Raw genomic sequence first — 20,115 nt, forward strand, 5'->3', positions numbered from 1 at the left:
CGGTATTTTTGTTGGCTGAAACACTTTTGCCCAGCCACTTTACATAGTGTCGAAAACAAGAACATCCATAGAATTTCTGATGCAGGCTACTTGCTTTCCTGTTAGCGGGCCGCTTCCTCCGCTATCGCTACAATCCACTAACTTTTAGCAAAGGTGTTCACTACTCATTTATCGAGAGGTGTTGTCACTCATCACTTTTCTACTATGAAAAAACAAAAGCCACTTTTTTAGAATGGTTGATTGGAGTGCAGCGTCATTCCTAGGGGATTTAGCGTTACAGAGGAGGCTCTGGAGCGAAAACAATCCTTCACCTTGCTAAAAGGTTTTAGCTAGTGACATGATCTTTATTCAACAGTATGGAAAAATCCACTTCATCTGAGAAGTGGATTTTCGTTGCCAATTGTTATTCGATGGTCATTTTTTTCGGTGTTTCTGTACCTGTATACCAATCAAACTCAATTTCAAATGAATGCTTGTCGCCCTTTTTGGTATAGGAGTATTCGATTTTGAGCTGTTCACTTGGGCTGACAACTGTTGGCTCTGTGCCTTGAACAAAAGTGAATTCACCATTTTCTTTAAGCTTTTTTGCAATCGTTTCCAGTGTTGCCGCAAATTCTGCTACACTTTGTCGTTCTTTATGCTTCAAAATAACTTCAGTCATGGGTTTATTTTGTTTATGCATCGAAATCCCTCCTTACGTATAATTACTTCTATTATAACATGGAGGAGGCATTCAGCTTATAAAACAACACAAAAAGCAGATGAGGAAAACGATGCATTTCCTAATCCGCTGCTAATCTGGAACTACATGGATAGCCCCATTATGCTTATAGTTTTACAACATTTGATGCTTGGGGTCCACGATTGCCTTCCACAACATCAAATGAAACCTTTTGACCTTCTTCAAGTGTACGGAAGCCTTCCTCCTGGATGCCCGTAAAATGAACAAATACATCTTCGCCATCATCACATTCAATAAAGCCATAACCTTTTTCATTATTGAACCACTTTACGATCCCCTGTTGCATAAGCATTCGCCTCCAATGCGCTTGAATGTAAAATAAAGTTAAATAAATGGTGCTCTCATTGTGAAAATGTGAAAAAAATGCATTTTCTCTTAGAACATACAGGAATTGAGCAAAGATGTCAATTGATTGACGAAATGCTTGTATATCTGGCTTTCTTTTTTTTCACAATTAAGACTATAATGGAAATGAACAACATAGAAAGTAGGATGCCAAATGACAACGAAAAATCAACCATTATCAGATTTAGAAATCGCTAGTCAAGCAGTGATCAAACCTATTACGGAAATTGCCAATGCTGCGGGTATTCCAGAGGATGCTCTTGAGCAGTATGGACGCTACAAAGCAAAGATCGACCCATTAAAAATTATTGCTCAGGGTGAGGATGCAAAGGTAGTATTAGTATCAGCTATAAGTCCAACCCCTGCTGGTGAAGGAAAGTCGACTGTGACTGTTGGACTAGCAGATGCCCTTCATCAATTAGATAAGAAGGTGATGGTCGCATTACGTGAACCATCATTAGGTCCAGTCATGGGCGTAAAAGGTGGCGCAACTGGCGGAGGTTACGCACAAGTTATACCAATGGAGGATATTAATTTACATTTTACTGGCGACCTTCATGCGATTACAACAGCTAACAATGCTTTATCCGCATTTATTGATAATCATATCCACCAAGGAAATACACTTAACATTGATCCACGACGCATTATTTGGAAGCGTGTCATGGACTTAAATGATCGTGCCCTTCGTAAAGTAGTGGTGGGATTAGGTGGTCCTGTTCAAGGCATGCCGCGTGAGGACGGCTTTGATATAACGGTTGCCTCTGAAATTATGGCAGTATTCTGTTTAGCAACAAGCATTGAGGATTTACGTGAGCGCATCGCTAGTATTGTGATTGGCTATACTTTCGAGCGTGAGCCTGTCTTTGTGCGTGATTTACAGGTAGAGGGTGCCTTAACACTATTATTAAAAGATGCCTTTAAGCCAAACCTAGTTCAAACATTAGAGGGAACACCTGCTATTATCCATGGTGGTCCATTTGCGAATATTGCCCACGGCTGTAATTCTATTATGGCGACACAAACCGCTCGTAAGCTAGCTGATATTGTGGTGACAGAAGCGGGCTTCGGCTCTGATTTAGGTGCTGAAAAATTCATGAACATTAAAGCTCGTAAGGGAGGCTTTAAACCAAGCGCAGTTGTCATTGTAGCGACAATTCGTGCATTAAAAATGCATGGTGGTGTTCCGAAAACAGCTCTTGTAGGTGAAAATGTGGAAGCACTCCTACAAGGAATTGAAAACTTAGCTAAACATGTAGATACAGTTCGTACATTTGGCGTTGAACCAATTATTGCCTTAAATCGTTTTATCACGGACACAGAGGCTGAACTAGAAGCCGTTCTGAACTGGTGTCAAGAAAATCATGTTCGCATTGCCCGTACGAATGTCTGGGAAGAGGGCGGTAAAGGTGGTCTAGCCTTAGCTGAGCAAGTACTAGCTGTGCTAGAGGAAGAAAACAACTTCTCTCCTTTATATGATGTCACAGAGTCGATTGAAGAAAAGGTACGTACGATTGTGCAAAAGGTGTATGGCGGGAAAGATGTACAATTTACAGACCAAGCCAAAAAACAAATTGCCCAAATCGAAAAATTCGGCTGGGACTCTCTTCCAATTTGTATGGCGAAAACCCAGTATTCTTTATCAGACCAACCAAGTTTACTTGGTCGACCAGAAGGCTTCACCATTACAATTCGTGAAGTGATTCCAAAGCTTGGTGCAGGCTTCTTAGTTTGTCTAACTGGCGATATTATGACAATGCCAGGACTTCCAAAAGCACCAGCTGCTCTACGCATGAATGTCGATAATGAAGGACATGCGGTAGGATTGTTCTAAACGATATTAAAGCTGCCTAACTTAAATGGGCAGCTTTTTTTGATAATTTTGGTAAGTATCGTTCTAGAATCATCAATTGTTTACAATGCAAATATGGTATAAAAGTAAAATTTAGGGTGATTACTTTATCCACCCCTTGAGTAAAAATTCGAAAAAATTAATTTTTTTAAGATTCTAGTGAAAACTAGGATCTTTTTTATGTTCACAAAAATCATGAGAACTTTCCTTATAGAAATGTGTTTGGTATTTTTTATCTATATTTATCTGATATTGGAAAGATAGAGCTGATTTTTACAAGGAAGGACAATTGTCAAATGAATTTTTATTTAAAAAATACATTGAATTTTCTTTTTCTTTTAAATATAATTTATTTAATTCTAATTCGGAACACTGTACCGATAATAGGAACACGGAGGGATGAAGTCTTGAAAATCGCAACAGATATTGGCGGTACTTTTACTGACCTAGTTTTCACAGATGAAAAAGGAAATCTTCATTTTGATAAGGGACATACGACACCTGGTCACTTTGAGGATGGCATATTAAATGTATTAGGACGACATGTAACGGAAGATTCTTTCATTGAATCATTTATTCACGGATCGACGGTTATCATCAATACATTAACGGAAAGAAAAGGGGGCGTAGTTGGGTTAATTACAACAAAGGGTTTCCGTGATGTTATAGAAATTGCTCGTGGAAATCGGCCAGACTTATATAACTTTAAATATAAAAAGCCAGAACCATTTGTAGAGCGTTATTTACGTCAAGAAATCGATGAGCGAATTGATTTTAAAGGAAATATTATGAAAGCGCTTAATACCGAGGAAGTTGACGAGATCGTTTATAAATTTAAGGAGTTAGGTGTTGAGGCGATTGCCATTTCCTTAATACACGGCTATAAAAATCCAATTCATGAACAACAGTTAAAAGAAGCCATTTTAAAAATTTGGCCTGAAGTATATATCACACTTTCAAGTGAAACGATTAAAGAATACCGTGAGTATGAAAGAACAAACACAACAGTCCTTAATTCTTATGTAAAGCCAATTGCACATGCCTACTTAAAAAGTCTAAAAGAGAAATTAAGCACAATTGGCATTACAGACCATTTAAAAATTATGCAATCGAATGGCGGGACTACAAGCTTTGATAAAGCAATGGAGCTACCAATCAACCTCGTTGAATCTGGACCTGTAGCAGGGATGTTTGGGGCAGCTAAATTAGGCCAACTTTTAAATGAATCGAATATCATAGCTTTTGATGTTGGTGGGACGACAGCAAAATGTTCGCTTATTACAGATGGCAAAGTCAATGTCACAACAGATTACTATATTGAAAGAAATGAAAAATTTGCGGGCTATCCAATTAAAACACCTGTAGTGGATATTGTGGAAATCGGAAATGGTGGTGGCTCCATCGCACGTGTAGATCAGTTTGGCTCATTAAAGGTTGGACCAGATTCTGCTGGGGCAAATCCAGGGCCTGTAGCATATGGCTTAGGGAATACACAGCCAACAATTACAGATGCCAATGTTTATTTAGGAAGATTATCCTTAGAAAACTTTGATAACCCAGTATCCATTGACAAAGTGGAGGAGGCTCTTATTGAAGGCATTGCGAAACCATTTAATGTGTCAGCAGAAGAAGCAGCACAAGGTATTTTAGATATTGCAAACTCTAATATGTTAAATGCACTGAAGCTGATCTCTATTCGTAAAGGCTACGACCCTGAAGACTTTACAATGGTGGCATTTGGTGGTGGTGGTCCACTACATGCGATGAATTTAGCAGAAGAACTTGGTATGAAAAAAGTCATTATTCCTTATGGCTCATCCGTCTTCTCAGCATTAGGAATGATGATGACCGAATATCGACAAGATTACATTCAAACAAGTTTAATGAACTTTGACAAAGATCATCTTGCGGTTATTCAAGAAAATATTGATCAAGTGATTGCCACTGCCTATGCAGATGCACCATTATCAAAGGATCATTATTATTTTGAAATTAATTATGATTTACGCTACAAAGGTCAAGAGCATGCCGTTAAATTAAATGCATCAGCTATTTTGCTTGATGAAGAGGGGTTACTTGCATTAGCTGAAGCCTTCCACATCAAACATAAACAAGAGTTTTCTTTTGATTTACCAGCTACACCAATTGAGTTAGTGAACTTACATCTTACAATCTACGGGAAAGATGAGGCGGTTCAATTCAAAGAGCTAGACTTCTCTCATATTGACAATTCCACATGTATCAAGGCACAACGCAATTTATATGTGAAGGGAACAGGTTGGGTAACGGTCAATGTCTATGACCAACAAAAATTAGTACCTGGCTATGTCATTACAGGTCCTGCCATTGTGGAAAATCCAACATCTACGGTCGTAATCAATGACAAGCAATCGATAGAAATTGATCAATACGGCAATTTGATTGTAGAGATGGAGGGGAAATAAAACATGAAAAAAGATGTTTTTGCAGTAGAAATTATTCAAGATTCATTGCTAGCTATAGGAGATGAGATGTTTGTTGCTCTAGCACGCTCTTCTATGAGCCCAGTTATCTATGAGGTATTAGACTATGCTTGTGGTTTAACAGATGCCAAGGGTAATTTAATTAGTCAAGGAAACGGTGTAACGAGTTTTATTGGGATGTTAAGTCCAATGGTACAGCGTGTAATTGAAAAGTTTGATAATGGGAAAAAACTACACGAAGGTGATGTCATTATTATCAATGACCCTTATGTTGGAGGCGGCTCACATTTATCGGATGTGGGCTTAGTTCTCCCAATTTTCTATAACGGTGAAATTATTGCGTACTCTGCCAATAAAGCACACTGGACAGAGGTAGGGGGCATGGACCCGGGTTCGTTTACAAGTAATTCTAATGAAATCTATCAGGAAGGTTTACAGCTACCAGGTGTCAAACTTTATCATCAAGGTGAGTTGAACGATGCAGTCTATGAAATTATTTCTACGAATGTTCGTTTACCAGAGCTTTCAATCGGTGATATGTTTGCACAAGTAGCCGCCTTAAAAACAGGTGAAAAACGAATCGCAGAGCTTTGTCAGAAGTTTGGTGCGGAATCGGTGAAATTGTCCATTCAAAAATTATTGGACAAGGGTGAGAAAATTGTAGAGTATGAGCTTCAACACCTACCTAAAGGTGAATTTTATGCGGAGGACTTTATTGAAGGGGACCCATTAAAGGGTGGACCTTATCCAATAAAAGTGAAAGTCACAATCAGTGATGAGGCGTTTATTTGTGACTTCAGAGGCTCACATCCTGCGGTCAATGTGCCAATGAACTGTTCTCAATTTGGTTTAATGGCAAGTGTGCGCGTTATGTTCCTAGCATTACTTGGCGATATTGACGTAATTAACGAAGGTGTCTTTAAACGCTTAACGATTATCACAGATGACAATTCCATTGTTTCAGCTAAACGCCCACATCCTGTGTCTATGAATTTTGAGGCACGTATTGGGGCAGCTGATCTCATTTGGAAAGCGCTTGCGCCGCATTTACCAGAACGCTTATCGGCAGGGCATTTACAATCTGTTTGTACGTTTATTCTCACTGGGAAAAATCCTGAAAATGATGAGTCATTCCTAATTGTTGAGCCATCTGTTGGTGGCTGGGGAGCGGCGAATGATGAGGATGGGCAAAGCGGGCAATACTGTATGGGAGATGGTGAAACATATAATCTTCCAGTTGAAATTGCAGAAACAAAATACGGTATTCAAATTGATGAATATAGCTTAAATTGTGACGGTGCTGGTGCTGGTCAATTTAGAGGTGGCTTAGGTGTTCGTCGCGTTTATACAGTCAATCATGATGGTCAAAAGGTTTCTGTGAACTTAGGTAGACATCAATTCGCGCCATTCGGCTTAAATGGTGGTGGAGAAGGCTCTCACAACTATTTAATCATTCATAAAAAGGATGGAACGAAAATTGGACCAGTGGGCGTACTTGCCAATTATGAATTGCAAAAAGGCGACCGTATTGAGCTTGTGACAGCTACTGGCGGTGGTTATGGTCCTCCACATGATCGAAGCTTAGAGGCCATTGAACGTGATCTATTAAATGAATATATTTCTGTAGATGTAGCAAAAGAGCGATACGGTTATCAAAACGCTTAAAGGGAGAAATAAATGACTGTCAAGACATTAAAAAACTCATTGGATATACTAGAATGCTTTGCAACGACAGAAAATGCATTAGGTGTTCGTGAAATTTCACGCATGATGAAACTGCCGACAAGTGTCGTGCAAAGAACCATTAATACATTTACAGAAGCGGGTTATTTAATACAGGATGAACACACGAAAAAATATAAATTAGGTTATAAAATGTACCTTTTTTATGATGTGTTATCGAATTCAAAAGACCCTCACTCGACCATTTATGAATTGATGCAAAATCTTGCCAGTGAAATCAATGAATCAGTATTTCTTACTTATATGGACAATGAATACGGTGTCACAACGAAAATAGCCGAAAGCAATAAAAATGTAAAGTATGCGGTGTCTTTAGGAACAAAGACACCCCTTTACATCGGTGCTTCCTGTAAGGTCATGTTTGCTTATTTAGAGGAGGACAGACAGCTAGAGTTAATGGCCTTCTTTCATGAGGAACAATCGAAGGAAGAGCAGGTTTCTTTCCTAGCGTCATTAAAGGAAGAGCTGCAACAAATTCGTCAAAACAACTGGTGTGTTACCGTCGGAGAGTATAATGAACATGCATTTGGCATCAGTGTACCGTTATTTAACTATAAAAAGGAAATCACTGCATCTCTTACAATTTCTGGGTTAGTATATGATTTAGATGATCAAAGGGAGAAAAATATGCTTGAACAGTTAGTGAAAGTAGCTCAGCAAATACAATCACACATTTCAAAATTATAACAACAATAGGGGAGCTGACACTATGAATAATAAAGTATTACATCCAAGGGCTTTAGAGCCTGTAACTCTACTAATGATCGTCTTAACATCTGTTGTGGGGGCCATTATTGGGATACAGCTGATTACGACTTTAGGGATTTCTGCCAATACATCAATCGTTGGGGCAATATTTGCGATGATTCTTGGAAGAATACCGATTGGCAAGCTAATTGCCTTTAAATCTGTACACAGACAAAATATTATTCAAACAGCCATTTCGGCAGCAACATTTAGTGCAGCAAGTAGTTTAATGTTGCCAATCGGTATTCCATATGTATTAGGCTATGAAAATTTAGTATTACCATTGTTTATCGGTGTTATTTTAGCGATGTTTGTTGATGCTTTATTATTATATAAATTTTTCGATACAAAGATTTTCCCAGCAGCAGGTACTTGGCCACCGGGAATTGCAACAGCTGAAGCCATTAAAGCGGGCGATAAAGGCGGTAAGAATGCAAAGGTATTAATTGGTGGCGTGTTAATTGGTATCGTGGGATCTGTTTTGAAAATTCCAATGTCAGCTTTTGGGGTAGCGTTCATCGGTAATATTTGGGCACTGACGATGTTTGGGATTGGGCTTTTATTAAGAGGCTATTCTGTTCAATTATTTAATGTTGACTTAAATGCTTACTATATTCCTCATGGCGTTATGATTGGTGCTGGGATTGTAGCACTTTTCCAAGTAGCTTTTGCCTTATTGAATAAAAAGTCAGCTAAAAAGTCAGAAGAGTTAAGCTATTCAAAAGATGCAAAAGAAATTCGCCAAGCATTTGGTGTTGGTTTTATAGCTTATTTGGCCATTGCTCTGTTAATCGCTATTTTAGGCGGTATTATTTCACACATGTCTTTCGGTATGTTAATAGGATTCATCATCTTTGCAACGATTGCTGCATTTGTCCATGAGCTAATTGTGGGTATCGCAGCAATGCATGCGGGTTGGTTCCCAGCATTTGCAGTGGCATTTATTACACTGATTGTGGGTATTTTAATTGGTTTCCCAGCGCCAGCACTGGCATTACTAGCAGGGTATAGTGCAGCTACAGGGGTAGCGTTTGCGGATATGGGTTATGACTTAAAAACTGGTTTCATTTTACGTGGTAATGGTAGTGATGTTGCATTAGAAAAAGAAGGTCGCAAGCAACAATTGATTGCTGGTATGTTAGCTTTTGCAATTTCGGCAGTTGTAGTTCTGCTATCCTATAAATCTTATTTTGCACAGGATTTAGTAGCACCTGTTAACCATGTGTATGCAGCCACAATTCAATCAGGTGTTACAGGCGATGTAGCAAAACAATTAATGATATGGGCGATTCCAGGTGCATTAATTCAGCTCATCGGTGGTTCAAAACGTCAAATGGGTATCTTATTTGCAACAGGTCTATTACTTGTCAATCCAATTGCTGGTTGGGCTGTTCTAGTTGGTATCTTACTACGTGTAATTTTCACATATGTGACGAAAGGTAAGAGAGAATCTGAAATGACAGTATTTGCAGCAGGTGTTATTGCCGGAGATGCTTTATATAGCTTCTTCACTTCTATTATCAAAATAGGGAAATAGAAAGGGGTAATAAAGGATGACAAAAGTATTGTCCTATGAGGATGGGATTGCGGCCGTTTATGGAGGAGCAATCCTTGGCGGAGGCGGCGGTGGTCTCCTAGAGGAAGGACTCAAGCTAGTAGAGGAAATCTTTGCAGCAGGCGAACCTCAAATCGTGGATATTACCGAATTAGATCAAGAAGATTTAGTTGCCTGTGTGGCAATGGTAGGTGCGCCATCAGCGGTCGATCAATATATTTCAAATGAACAGCTTTGTTGGAGCTATCGTAGTATGAACAACCATATCAATCAACGTCTAAAGGGCATCATTACCAATGAAAATGGTGCCATCACGACGATCAATGGCTGGTTGCAGTCAGTTTTATTAAATGTACCTGTTGTGGATGCTCCCTGTAATGGGCGAGCACATCCAACGGGAATCATGGGTTCTTTAAATCTCCATGAACAAGAAGAATATCAATCCGTACAATTTTATGCAGGAGGAAAAGATGACTTCGCGGTCCAAGGCTTTGTGGAAGGAAATTTACACAGCACCGCAAAGACAGCACGCCAAGCTTCTATATTAGCAGGCGGACTAGTAGGGGTCACTCGAAATCCTGTGACGATTGACTATTTACAAAAACATGGCGCACCAAATGCGATCACTATGGCCATAGAACTTGGCTATCGCTTCTTAAATGGGCAAACCTTTGAAGAAAAGCTAGCCCATGTGTTGCAGTATTTGAATGGGGTGCACATCGTATCAGGTGCCGTCACAAATTATTCGTTAACAAAGGAAAATGGCTTCGATGTAGGGAAATTATCAGTGGGGGATTACCATCTGACGTTCTGGAATGAATATATGACATTATCGAAGGAAGGGCAGGTACAATCCAAATTCCCAGACCTCATCATGACGTTCGATACAGAGAAAATGATGCCAGTTCCAAGTGCAAGTATTAAAGAGGGAATGCATGTCACAGTGATACATGTAGACCAATCTAACTTAAAATTAAGTACAACCATGCAAAACGAGGCTCTATTGCGGGAAATTGATGAAGTGATCAAAGGCGTTCTATGAAATAAGAAAACAAAACAGTAAAAGCTGCCATCATCTACTTGAATGTAAGATGGGCAGCTTTTATTTGTCCTTCAGCGGGATGGTAATACATTTTATCACAATCGTTCCTACTTCCTTTATAACTTCTTACAATTTTGGTTTATAGAAATCTTCATTGTGTTTGTACGACTCATTCACGTGGTTTCATAAACTGTCAGCCATCATCGTGTACGATTTTCATTAAAGGGAGGAGCTACGTTCGTACAACTAGAAGAAGGTAACAACCAATAACAAAAAACAATTACACGTGGCTTCCATTTAATGAAAACCTATTGGTCGCAAAAACAACTAACTTGTTGTTCACAATTTTCGGCTGTACATCATGCTATGCGGGTTAAACAAAGAATTTCTAAGGGAAAGTGTTCACTTTTATTTGTTTGATGATTGGTTTTCTTTACTTATGTCATCTTGCAAACATACTATTCAATTGTAAGCCCGCTGAAGTTGATATTAATACTGTTAAACACATAGCTGTTTGTACGTAGCTGAAAAATATGAGGTACAGAACAAATTGTTTGTTCTGTACGTTTATCTTATAATATTCTGAAAAATTAGTCAATTGAAAAGGCTTTGATTTTTTATTTTTCGTGAGGGCTATAAATACAGTATAATCGTGTAGGAAGGGAATGAGTTTGAACTATGGATTATTTAATGAGTAAAGTACGTGAAATTTATGAACAGTTTGACGCTAGCCATGATTTCCAACATATTGAGCGTGTCTATCAAAATGCGCTAGCGATCTTACATACAGAGCCAGCAGCAGATGAAGAAGTTGTGAAAATAGCTGTACTTTTACATGATGTCAGTGACAAAAAGTATACCGATAGCAAGGAAAAGGAAGAACAGCTTATTGCGGAATTACCTGTTAGCGAGGGAAAAAAGCAACATATTCGAAATTGCATCGCTCAAGTGTCATTTAATGGTGGGAATGAGCTAGAAGCAACATCATTGGAAGCAAAAATCGTCCGAGATGCAGATCGTTTAGATGCGATTGGTGCTATTGGCATTGCCAGAACATTTGCTTACGGTGGAGCAAAAGGTCGCAAGCTTTATGATAAGGAAGAAGAAGCACGCACAAATATGTCAGAGTCAGAATATCGTCAAAAAAATACCGCGTCTGTTACTCATTTTTATGAGAAATTATTACTGCTAAAAGATTTAATGGTGACGGAAAAGGGCAAGCAAATGGCACTTGAACGTCATCAATTTATGGAAAGTTTTTTAAAGCAATTACAACACGAAATTGGTCAATAAAACAACACGAACCGCCTTTCAATTGAAGGGCGGTTCGTGCGCTTCATTAGCATATTTGTTTGACATAATCATTTTATTGTAAGCTGCAGTTTTATTGGATGAAATCTGTAGCACTCGCATAGTGCTGTTATCGCAAAAACGTAAAAGAATGTATTAAACAATATCCTTTTGTGACGGGTTTTTTAAAATCTGATTTTGTTTTTACACCGCATAACCCTTTAAAAAGCGTCCTAACTTCATCTTCGGGTGTGTCAATTTTAACATTCTCTAATAACTTACTTTATTTACAATTCTTTTTTTATTATCAAGGCAATGATAAAAATTTTATTTCATAATGGAACAATTGAATTAGTATAGAATCAGAAGAATCATCTTATTAAATAGTAATAATAATTTAAAATTGACTTCTATTCTTTAACAGTTTTTAAAAATATAAATTCATCTTAATATTTTGTCATATAAAAACACCCCAAAGGTTAGATTTTCTACTCTAACTTTTGGGGTTCATCACCTTTTCCTCGGCTTTTGTCGCATCACCTTGTTCTTTGAAACATTGATGATTAATCGTGATATACCAGAGGACTGTTTCGCTATTCAGATACTTATGGACATTAATCTTGTATTGCTACCAATATTCCATCTTCAAAATAAAGATATTTATCATATGCGGAATACACCCATTGTTCTGATATATGATCAGTAGTAATCGTTCGGTTAATATCATTAGGTTTGCCCCAATTAGTAGCGAGAACTTGTTCTTTTGTCATTCCTATGTATACTCGATTTTTGGCTTCCTCAATTATTCTAGCTTTTTCCTTTGCTTCATTTTCAGCTTTCAAATTTGCATAACTTTCACGTGCTTCTTCTTCGTTATTTTTTATAAATGCTTCAATTTCTTCAATGTTTGTTGGAAATTTTTTATTTATAAGAGATAGAACATTTTCATTTAAGTTTTCCATATCTAGCGATAAAAGATTATAATCATAGTAATTAAAGGTTTCAGCCTTTTCTATATATTTTTCAACAGCAATATTATAAAGTTCAATCGTTTTTTCTGTTGGTTTTAATTTTTTATCGACATTTTTAATAAATGAATTTTTATAATGGGTGATTGTATCTAAATAGTTTTCCTGTTCGATAAGTTCAATTATATTTTTCTCAATGTTTTCAGCTTTTTCTTGACGCTTTTGATCTTCAGCAGATAATTCTTTCATTTCCTTAGTATCATGTATTTCTTCATTTCCGTTTAACTTATTTGTAGTCTCTTGATTAGTACAACCAGTAAGTGTTAGTAAGCATAATGTTGACATTATAAACCGTTTGTACAAATTATTCATTTTCAAAACGTTAACTTTGTTTTTCTGCAATTTTGATTCCCCCAAAACTAACTATGGCATATAATATCATTTTACTATATATGACTATATTGGTATATAAAATCAGACTCTAATTTGGATAACCAAAGCAAATCAGTTTAATGTAAGTACAGATACTCAATTTTTAGATGTAAAAACTAGTCTTTCAGGAACTGAGAATGTTCAATTTTAATATGGATAATCACATTTCAGGTATTGTAGTTATATCAGTAGATTCTTCTGTGTTCTTAGCATAACTCCAGACATCAACAACTGAAATAAGAGCATATGTAGCTTCATTTTCATATAACTTTCACTAAAGATAAAAAATGCTAGGTGTTTTTTTAATTGAGCACCGAGCATTTTTTTGGTTTCTGCAAGTATTTCGCAGCAGTATTTTATTTAAAAATTACTGTTGAACGAAAAGGTGGCGCGCATCAAACCCTTTCAATCACAATAGACTCATTTATTAAATTTGGACAAGTAAATTAAGTGGCCATTTAAGGTACACTGATAGCTTTTATCATAGATTAAAGGGACTCGTGGAAAAAGGATTGTATAGCTGTCGTTAGTGCTTCCCAAATAATAGTTAGATCTTCTGTGGTTGTACGCCAATTGCTGAAAGCCGCACGCATAGCTGGCACACCTTGGTAAAGAGTTGGTGTCATGAACACTTTGCCTTGTTGATTTAATGTCTTCAAAAATTGTTTGTTCATTTCGACTGTCAGTGCTTCATGATTGATGGCAAAGCACACAACATTTAAACGAACAGGTGCTAGCAAAGTAAATTGGTCACTTTGCTCTATTTTTTGTCCAAGCTGCTGAGCTAGCAGTACATTTTGTTCGATTAACTGTTGATAGCCCTGTTTACCATAAGCTTGAAGTGAAAACCAAGCTGGCAACGCACGGAATCGTCGTGAATTTTCAGGAGTAAGATCACTAAAATTCGGATTTTCAAGCGAGCTATCAAGGTAGGCAGCATTGTTTTGAAATACGGCTATTTGTAACGATTGATGTCGGGTAAATTGCATAGCCGCATCATAAGGGACATTCAGCCATTTATGTGCATCAATCGTAATCGAATCAGCATAGTTAATGCCCTCGACTAAGTGATAGTACTTGGGTGAACACGCAGCAAAGCCTCCGAAAGCTGCATCTACATGAAGCCAGAAATTATAGCGCTTTTTTAGCTTGCCAATTGCTAGTAAATCATCAAAATCAACCGTATTGACGGTTCCCGCATTTGCTACGACAACACAAGGTTCTTGTTGATTGTCTTCGAGAAACTGTTGTAATTTTGTAATATCGATCGCTTCACGCTGTTCTTGACATGGAATAAGATGAATAGACTTTCGACCAAGGCCAAGCATAGAAGTTGCTTTGACAATACTCGAATGCGGCGTACCACTGACGATTTTTATCGGTGGGATATCAAATAACCCATCCATCGCAGTGCTTTTCCCATAGTATTGCGCCACCCACTCTCTTGCTTGAGCAAGTCCTACGAAATTAGCCATCGTAGCCCCGCTGACAAATGTTCCCTGATAATCCTCACTCAATAGCAATAAATCTTTTAACATATCAATCGTCGTTAATTCCATTGAGCCTGCTACAGAATCCTGCGTATTGGATAGATTTTGATCGTAAATACTGACTAACCAATCTCCAACAATCGAAGCAGGCGTAGCTCCACCTGTAACAAACCCTAAATATCTTGAACCTGCACTGCCGCTTAAGCCTTCAGCATAATGCTGTGAAAAGTATTGAAGTGTCGACTGAGCGCCCTGTCCTACTTCAGAAAGTGTTGAAGCAGGTACGTTATAAGCTTGACTTGTTACGGCTCTTTCTTCAAGACTGCTAAAAAACTTGGCTGCATGGTGCACTACATCCGTTAAAATCGTTTCAATATTTTCCTGATCTTGCTTCATGTTCGTCATGTATCATCATTCCCCTTCATTTTATATTTAGCTATTTCTGCCTCTACACTATAAAGTGATATATATAACAGTCAAATTAGGACTATAACAGTTGGAGGGTAAATGAAAATAAAGCTAAATCGTCAATCAGATCAAACCTTAATCCATCAGATTTCAAATATTATGGCAGAAAAAATACGATCAGGCTTTTTACAGGAGGGAAGTCAATTACCTTCTATACGGAGCTTTTCTAAAGAAAATCAAGTGAGCCCCGTAACGATCAGTAAGGCTTATGCATTATTAGAAAGAAATGGGTATATTCAAGTGATGCATGGCAAGGGGGCATTCGTGCGAAAAAATGAACAGGGTAGCATGCATATGAGCCAACGTAATTATAATTGGCAATTAGCGATCCCCGACTACATTCAACGTTCACAATCCATATTAAATAAAGGAACAGAGTATGCGATGAAATTTTCAAGTGCGACCATCCATCCGGGGTTATTGCCCTCAGTTTATTTGACGAATGAAATCGTGGCAACTTTACTCGCGGATCCTCAGATTGTTACGCGCTATGGGACTGTACAAGGTGATGAAGATGTACGAAAGGCAATTCGGGATTATGTACAACAATATGGTGACATTGAAACAACGCCTCAAGAAATTATTGTGACAAATGGTGTGCAACAAGGTATTGATGTAGTGGCTAGAACATTTATTGGACCAGGAGACATTGTCATTACCGAAGCTCCTACCTATACAGCAGCAATCGATGTCTTTAGAAATCGCGGAGCCCATATTATTCCCATTCCAGTAGATGAAGAAGGTATGCAGACAACTATTCTAGCGACATTATGTTTAAGCAAACAACCAAAGCTGATCTATACAAACCCAACATTTCAGAATCCTACAGGAACTGTTTTAAGCGAAGCTAGAAGAAGAGAGTTACTAGACCTTGCCCAACAATACGGCTTTCTTATTGTAGAGGATGATTCATGGAATGAAATTTATTTTGACAATAATCCACCACCACCTACTCTTAAAGCATTAGATGAAAGTGGTCATGTTATTTATTTAAAAGGATTTAGCAAATCGTTAGCCCCTAGTTGTAGAATTGGAGCCATCATCTCGAATGGTACTGTCCATCAACGGCTCTTATCAGCGAAATCATTTGCCGATTCGGGCAATCCACTATTGACACAAAAGGCACTGATTCCATTTTTACGTTCAGACCGAATGCATACCCATTTAGAAAAACTGCGCATTGCGCTTGAGATAAGAAGGGATCAGACGATGGCATTGTTGAATAAGTATGCACCAAAAGGCGTTACTTGGATCGAACCAAAAGGTGGGCTTAATATTTGGGTGTCTTTACCTAGTAATGGCAATACGGATGAGCTGTTATGGAAGGCCCAACAAGCCCAAATTACCTTTTTACCAAGCTCAGCTTGTTATCCAGGAGAGCCACAATATCACCATCTGAGAATTAGTTATTCTTATCCTGAACCGCAAGACTTAACACAAGGAATCATCAAGCTTTGTCAGCTTATGGAATCCTATTTACAGGACATGCCACCAGTTCGTTGCTAGTTTGTTGTTCTTTGTTTACCTACGGTTTGATGTTATGATGAATAGTGGATATCAATAATCGTCTACATAAAAATCGTGTGGGCATGAACAATACCTAACATGAAAGAGATGGAATAGTGGAATGAGTCATTTAATTGTACAAAATTTAACCAAAACAGTGGGCGATAAAACGCTTTTTCAAAATATTGAATTTACCATTTATGAGGGAGAGCGGGCAGGCTTAATCGGTATAAATGGAACGGGAAAATCAACCCTGTTATCCATTTTAGCTGGGGACATGGAAGCGGATTCGATGACAGTAGATCGCCCGAATAAATACCGTGTCGCTTATTTACCACAGGAGCCTACTTTTAAGGCAGGCGAAACAGTTTTACAAGCTGTCTTTTCAGGCGATTCGCCCATTTTACAGCTGAATCGTCAATATGAGGAAACGGTTGCTGCTCTAGCAAGTAACCCAACATCCGAAAGTTTACAAAAGACGTTATTTAGTCTGCAACAGCGCATGGATGAAGAACAGGCATGGGATGTCAATGCCCTTGCAAAGACGGCCTTAACAAAGCTTGGGATTGAAACTTTTGAAAAAGAGGTACTAACGCTATCAGGCGGTCAGCAAAAACGTGTTGCATTAGCGAAGGTGTTAATTGAACCAGCGGATCTTTACTTATTGGATGAGCCCACCAACCATTTAGATGTACAATCTACAGAATGGCTTCAAGAGATGGTCTTACGATTAAAGGGTGCAGTGATTTTCATCACCCACGATCGTTATTTCTTAGATGAATTATCAACACATATTTACGAGTTAGCAAATCAAACCTTGTATCGTCATACAGGGAATTACGGTGATTATTTAGAGGCTCGAGCTATTCGTGAGGAGATGCAAGCTGCTTCTGCACAGAAGGATCGCAATCGTTATCGTTCAGAATTAAAATGGATACGTCGTGGTGCGAAGGCGCGTTCAACCAAGCAAAAGGCTCGTATTCAACGCTTTGAAAAGCTAGAAGAAAACCTAGAACGCAAAACAGAAGATGTTTCCTTGGATATGGGACTTGCGACAACACGTCTTGGACGTAAAGTGCTGGAGGCTGAGAAAATTTCGAAAGCCTTTGGCCAGCAAAAAATCCTTGAAAACTTCTCGTTTCTACTACAGCAAGGTGATCGAATTGGCATTATCGGCGCGAACGGTGTAGGAAAATCAACTTTGTTGAACATGCTAGCAGGAGAGCTGACACCCGATCAAGGTGAAATTCTTGTTGGGTCAACGGTCAAGCTGGCACATTTCAAGCAAACATTGCCGAAAATGAATGAAAATGAGCGCATGATTGAATATATACGTGAGGCTTCAAATGATATTACCGATGCAGAGGGTGTCCGTTACTCAGCTGCTCAAATGCTGGAGCGCTTTTTATTCCCGTTGCATGCTCATGGTACTCCAATTGGAAAATTATCGGGCGGTGAGCGCAAGCGTCTTCATTTATTACGTTTATTGATGGAGCAACCAAACGTCTTATTATTGGACGAGCCAACGAATGATTTAGATATTGAAACATTAGGTGTGCTAGAGGATTTCATCGAGCATTTCCCAGGCGTGGTTATCACGATTTCCCATGATCGCTTCTTCCTCGACCGTATTGCGAAAAAGCTATGGATACTAGATGGTCAGGGACAAGTAGAGGAAACACTGGATCTATACAGTGAGTATCTGGAGAAACGTGAGCAGACAGCTACTGTCAAAGTAGAAACGCCAAAAGTAGAAAAGGCCAAATCAGAAAAGCCAAAATCAGACAAAAAAAAGCTATCGTTTAAAGAGCAAAAAGAATGGGAAACGATTGCAGACGAGATAGAGAAAACAGAAACTGCTATTATGGAGACCGAAGAAGGAATCGCCAATGCAGGCTCAGATTTTACCAAGCTACAGGAATTAACAGCTAAGTTGGATGAGCTAAATGCACAGTATGAGCATCTAATTGAAAGATGGTCGTATTTAGATGAAATAGTTAACGGATAAGGAGCGATAGACATGAAGATTATTACCATTGAACCGACGCCAAGTCCCAATTCTATGAAGATTGTTGTTGATACAGAGCTACCATTCGGGAAGAGCTATAATTTTACAAAGGATAATAAAGACGAAGCAACAGGCGAGGCAGCTGCTATTTTAGCGATTGAGGGAGTAAAGGGCGTTTACCATGTAGCCGATTTCTTTGCTGTTGAGCGTAATGCTAAATATGCATGGGAAGGCATTCTAGCAAGTATTCGTCAAGTGTTAGGGGAAGATGTCCAAACACAAGAAGAAACGGTTGTGGCCAATGAATTTTATGGAGAGGTTTATGTCCATGTACAATTTTACAAGCAGGTGCCTTTACAAGTAAAAGTTTTTGATAACCAACGTGAATATCGTATTAGCTGCGGAGACCGTTTTGTCGATGCTTTTAATCAAATTATTGAGTCAGCAGTAGATGAAAACTATATTTTCCAACGTAAGTGGATTGATTATGGGGTTCGCTACGGTGAGCTGGAGGAAATTGCTGAAACAATCAAACAGGAGATTGATGTCACTTATTCTGCTGACCGTTTAGCAGAAATTGTCACAGCTATCAATAATGATGGTGAAAAAGCCGCTGTGAAAACGGACAAACTCAAAGTGACAGTAGAACAGTTCAAGCAACCTGAATGGGAGAAACGCTTCCAACTGCTTGATCAAATGGCTGATCCTGAGCTAGACGATCTACCGCTATTAGATTTAGCCTTACAGGATGAACAAATGTCTATCCGTCGACTAGCGACGGTGTACTTAGGCATGATTGAGGATGTGGCAGTTGTCCCTTATTTAGAAAGAGCCCTACAAGATAAAAGTGCAGCAGTACGTCGAACAGCAGGTGACTGCATGAGTGACCTGGGCTTTGTAGAATTTGAAGAAGCCATGCTGCAAGCCTTACAGGACAAAAACAAATTGGTTCGCTGGCGCGCAGCCATGTATTTATATGAGGTCGGCACAGAACAATCCTTACCAGCATTGAAGGCTGCCGAAGATGACAAAGAATTCGAAGTGAAGCTACAAGTGAAAATGGCCATTGCCCGTATCGAACAAGGCGAGGAAGCAAAAGGCTCGGTTTGGAAGCAAATGACCGAATCCCGTCAACAATAATCAGGAAAAACCGGCAAATGCTGGTTTTTTTCTATTTTGTAATGGTTGGCATTCGCCCTAATAAATGGGTAAGGTGCTTCTGAATGGTGATAGGTCCTCTCCAAGAGTGAGCGAACCGCTCCAAAGAACCAAAAACTCTTTCTCCAAATTAAAGAAATCCCGCTCAAAAAAAGTGTTGCTCTCTTCCAAACTAAAAATCTCTAACCACGTCAAAATCAAAATCAATACTCTCTTTCATTTGATGGATTAATCGAAAAACTGCGTAAAACAGAAAAAAATGTTTTTTTCTAGTGATTTATTGCTAAACAAAAAGTTAAAGGCGTTC

Annotated in this window: 14 protein-coding genes; 10 read left to right on the plus strand and 4 right to left on the minus strand. The window is 38.6% G+C overall.

The genetic code is table 11. The annotated features are described in order from the left end of the window. Window positions 1-403: 403 nt before the first annotated feature. Together LCP48_RS08495 and LCP48_RS08500 are read right to left on the minus strand one after the other, a co-directional pair. Window positions 404-682: an amphi-Trp domain-containing protein gene (locus tag LCP48_RS08495; protein WP_004269396.1), complete on the minus strand. Its 279-nt coding sequence runs from the start codon at window positions 680-682 to the stop codon at window positions 404-406. A gap of 145 nt (window positions 683-827) precedes the next feature. Next, entirely contained in the window at window positions 828-1,028 is a 201-nt protein-coding gene (locus LCP48_RS08500; protein WP_004269397.1) for a cold-shock protein, read from the minus strand. Window positions 1,029-1,241: 213 nt separating this feature from the next. Between LCP48_RS08500 and LCP48_RS08505 the strand changes: the two genes are divergently transcribed. From LCP48_RS08505 to LCP48_RS08535, 7 genes are all read left to right on the plus strand, one after another. After that, window positions 1,242-2,921 carry a formate--tetrahydrofolate ligase gene (locus tag LCP48_RS08505; protein WP_004269398.1) on the plus strand — a complete coding sequence of 560 codons (1,680 nt, stop codon included), beginning with the start codon at window positions 1,242-1,244 and terminating at the stop codon, window positions 2,919-2,921. A gap of 425 nt (window positions 2,922-3,346) precedes the next feature. Then, window positions 3,347-5,383 carry a hydantoinase/oxoprolinase family protein gene (locus tag LCP48_RS08510; RefSeq protein WP_004269399.1) on the plus strand — a complete coding sequence of 679 codons (2,037 nt, stop codon included), beginning with the start codon at window positions 3,347-3,349 and terminating at the stop codon, window positions 5,381-5,383. 3 nt (window positions 5,384-5,386) lie between these two features. Continuing rightward, window positions 5,387-7,066: a hydantoinase B/oxoprolinase family protein gene (locus LCP48_RS08515; RefSeq protein ID WP_004269400.1), complete on the plus strand. Its 1,680-nt coding sequence runs from the start codon at window positions 5,387-5,389 to the stop codon at window positions 7,064-7,066. A 12-nt stretch (window positions 7,067-7,078) separates the two neighbouring features. Next, complete coding sequence (locus LCP48_RS08520) at window positions 7,079-7,831, plus strand: IclR family transcriptional regulator (protein WP_004269401.1); 753 nt, start codon at window positions 7,079-7,081, stop codon at window positions 7,829-7,831. A 22-nt stretch (window positions 7,832-7,853) separates the two neighbouring features. Next, a complete protein-coding gene (locus LCP48_RS08525) occupies window positions 7,854-9,428 on the plus strand; it encodes an OPT/YSL family transporter (RefSeq protein ID WP_004269402.1) in 1,575 nt (524 codons plus the stop codon). Between the two features lie 16 nt (window positions 9,429-9,444). Continuing rightward, window positions 9,445-10,488 (plus strand): S-methyl thiohydantoin desulfurase domain-containing protein, encoded by a 1,044-nt coding sequence (locus tag LCP48_RS08530; RefSeq protein ID WP_009370450.1) that lies wholly within the window; start codon window positions 9,445-9,447, stop codon window positions 10,486-10,488. 678 nt (window positions 10,489-11,166) lie between these two features. After that, the gene (locus LCP48_RS08535; RefSeq protein ID WP_004269404.1) at window positions 11,167-11,781 is read left to right on the plus strand and encodes an HD domain-containing protein; all 615 of its coding nucleotides are present in this window, start codon (window positions 11,167-11,169) and stop codon (window positions 11,779-11,781) included. A 611-nt stretch (window positions 11,782-12,392) separates the two neighbouring features. Here the strand turns inward: LCP48_RS08535 and LCP48_RS08540 are convergent. Beyond that, window positions 12,393-13,148, minus strand: coding sequence for a hypothetical protein (locus LCP48_RS08540; RefSeq protein WP_004229615.1), 756 nt, complete (start codon window positions 13,146-13,148; stop codon window positions 12,393-12,395). Window positions 13,149-13,666: 518 nt separating this feature from the next. Beyond that, window positions 13,667-15,073 carry a pyridoxal phosphate-dependent decarboxylase family protein gene (locus tag LCP48_RS08545; RefSeq protein WP_009374239.1) on the minus strand — a complete coding sequence of 469 codons (1,407 nt, stop codon included), beginning with the start codon at window positions 15,071-15,073 and terminating at the stop codon, window positions 13,667-13,669. A gap of 102 nt (window positions 15,074-15,175) precedes the next feature. Between LCP48_RS08545 and pdxR the strand changes: the two genes are divergently transcribed. From pdxR to LCP48_RS08560, 3 genes are all read left to right on the plus strand, one after another. Beyond that, window positions 15,176-16,642 carry a MocR-like pyridoxine biosynthesis transcription factor PdxR gene (gene pdxR, locus LCP48_RS08550; RefSeq protein WP_004229609.1) on the plus strand — a complete coding sequence of 489 codons (1,467 nt, stop codon included), beginning with the start codon at window positions 15,176-15,178 and terminating at the stop codon, window positions 16,640-16,642. A 121-nt stretch (window positions 16,643-16,763) separates the two neighbouring features. Continuing rightward, complete coding sequence (locus LCP48_RS08555; RefSeq protein WP_009374238.1) at window positions 16,764-18,650, plus strand: ABC-F family ATP-binding cassette domain-containing protein; 1,887 nt, start codon at window positions 16,764-16,766, stop codon at window positions 18,648-18,650. A 12-nt stretch (window positions 18,651-18,662) separates the two neighbouring features. After that, the gene (locus tag LCP48_RS08560; RefSeq protein WP_048390119.1) at window positions 18,663-19,790 is read left to right on the plus strand and encodes a conserved virulence factor C family protein; all 1,128 of its coding nucleotides are present in this window, start codon (window positions 18,663-18,665) and stop codon (window positions 19,788-19,790) included. The last annotated feature ends 325 nt before the right edge of the window (window positions 19,791-20,115 follow it).

The sequence above is a fragment of the Lysinibacillus capsici genome (genome assembly GCF_020217405.1).
Classification (GTDB): Bacteria; Bacillota; Bacilli; order Bacillales_A; family Planococcaceae; genus Lysinibacillus; species Lysinibacillus capsici.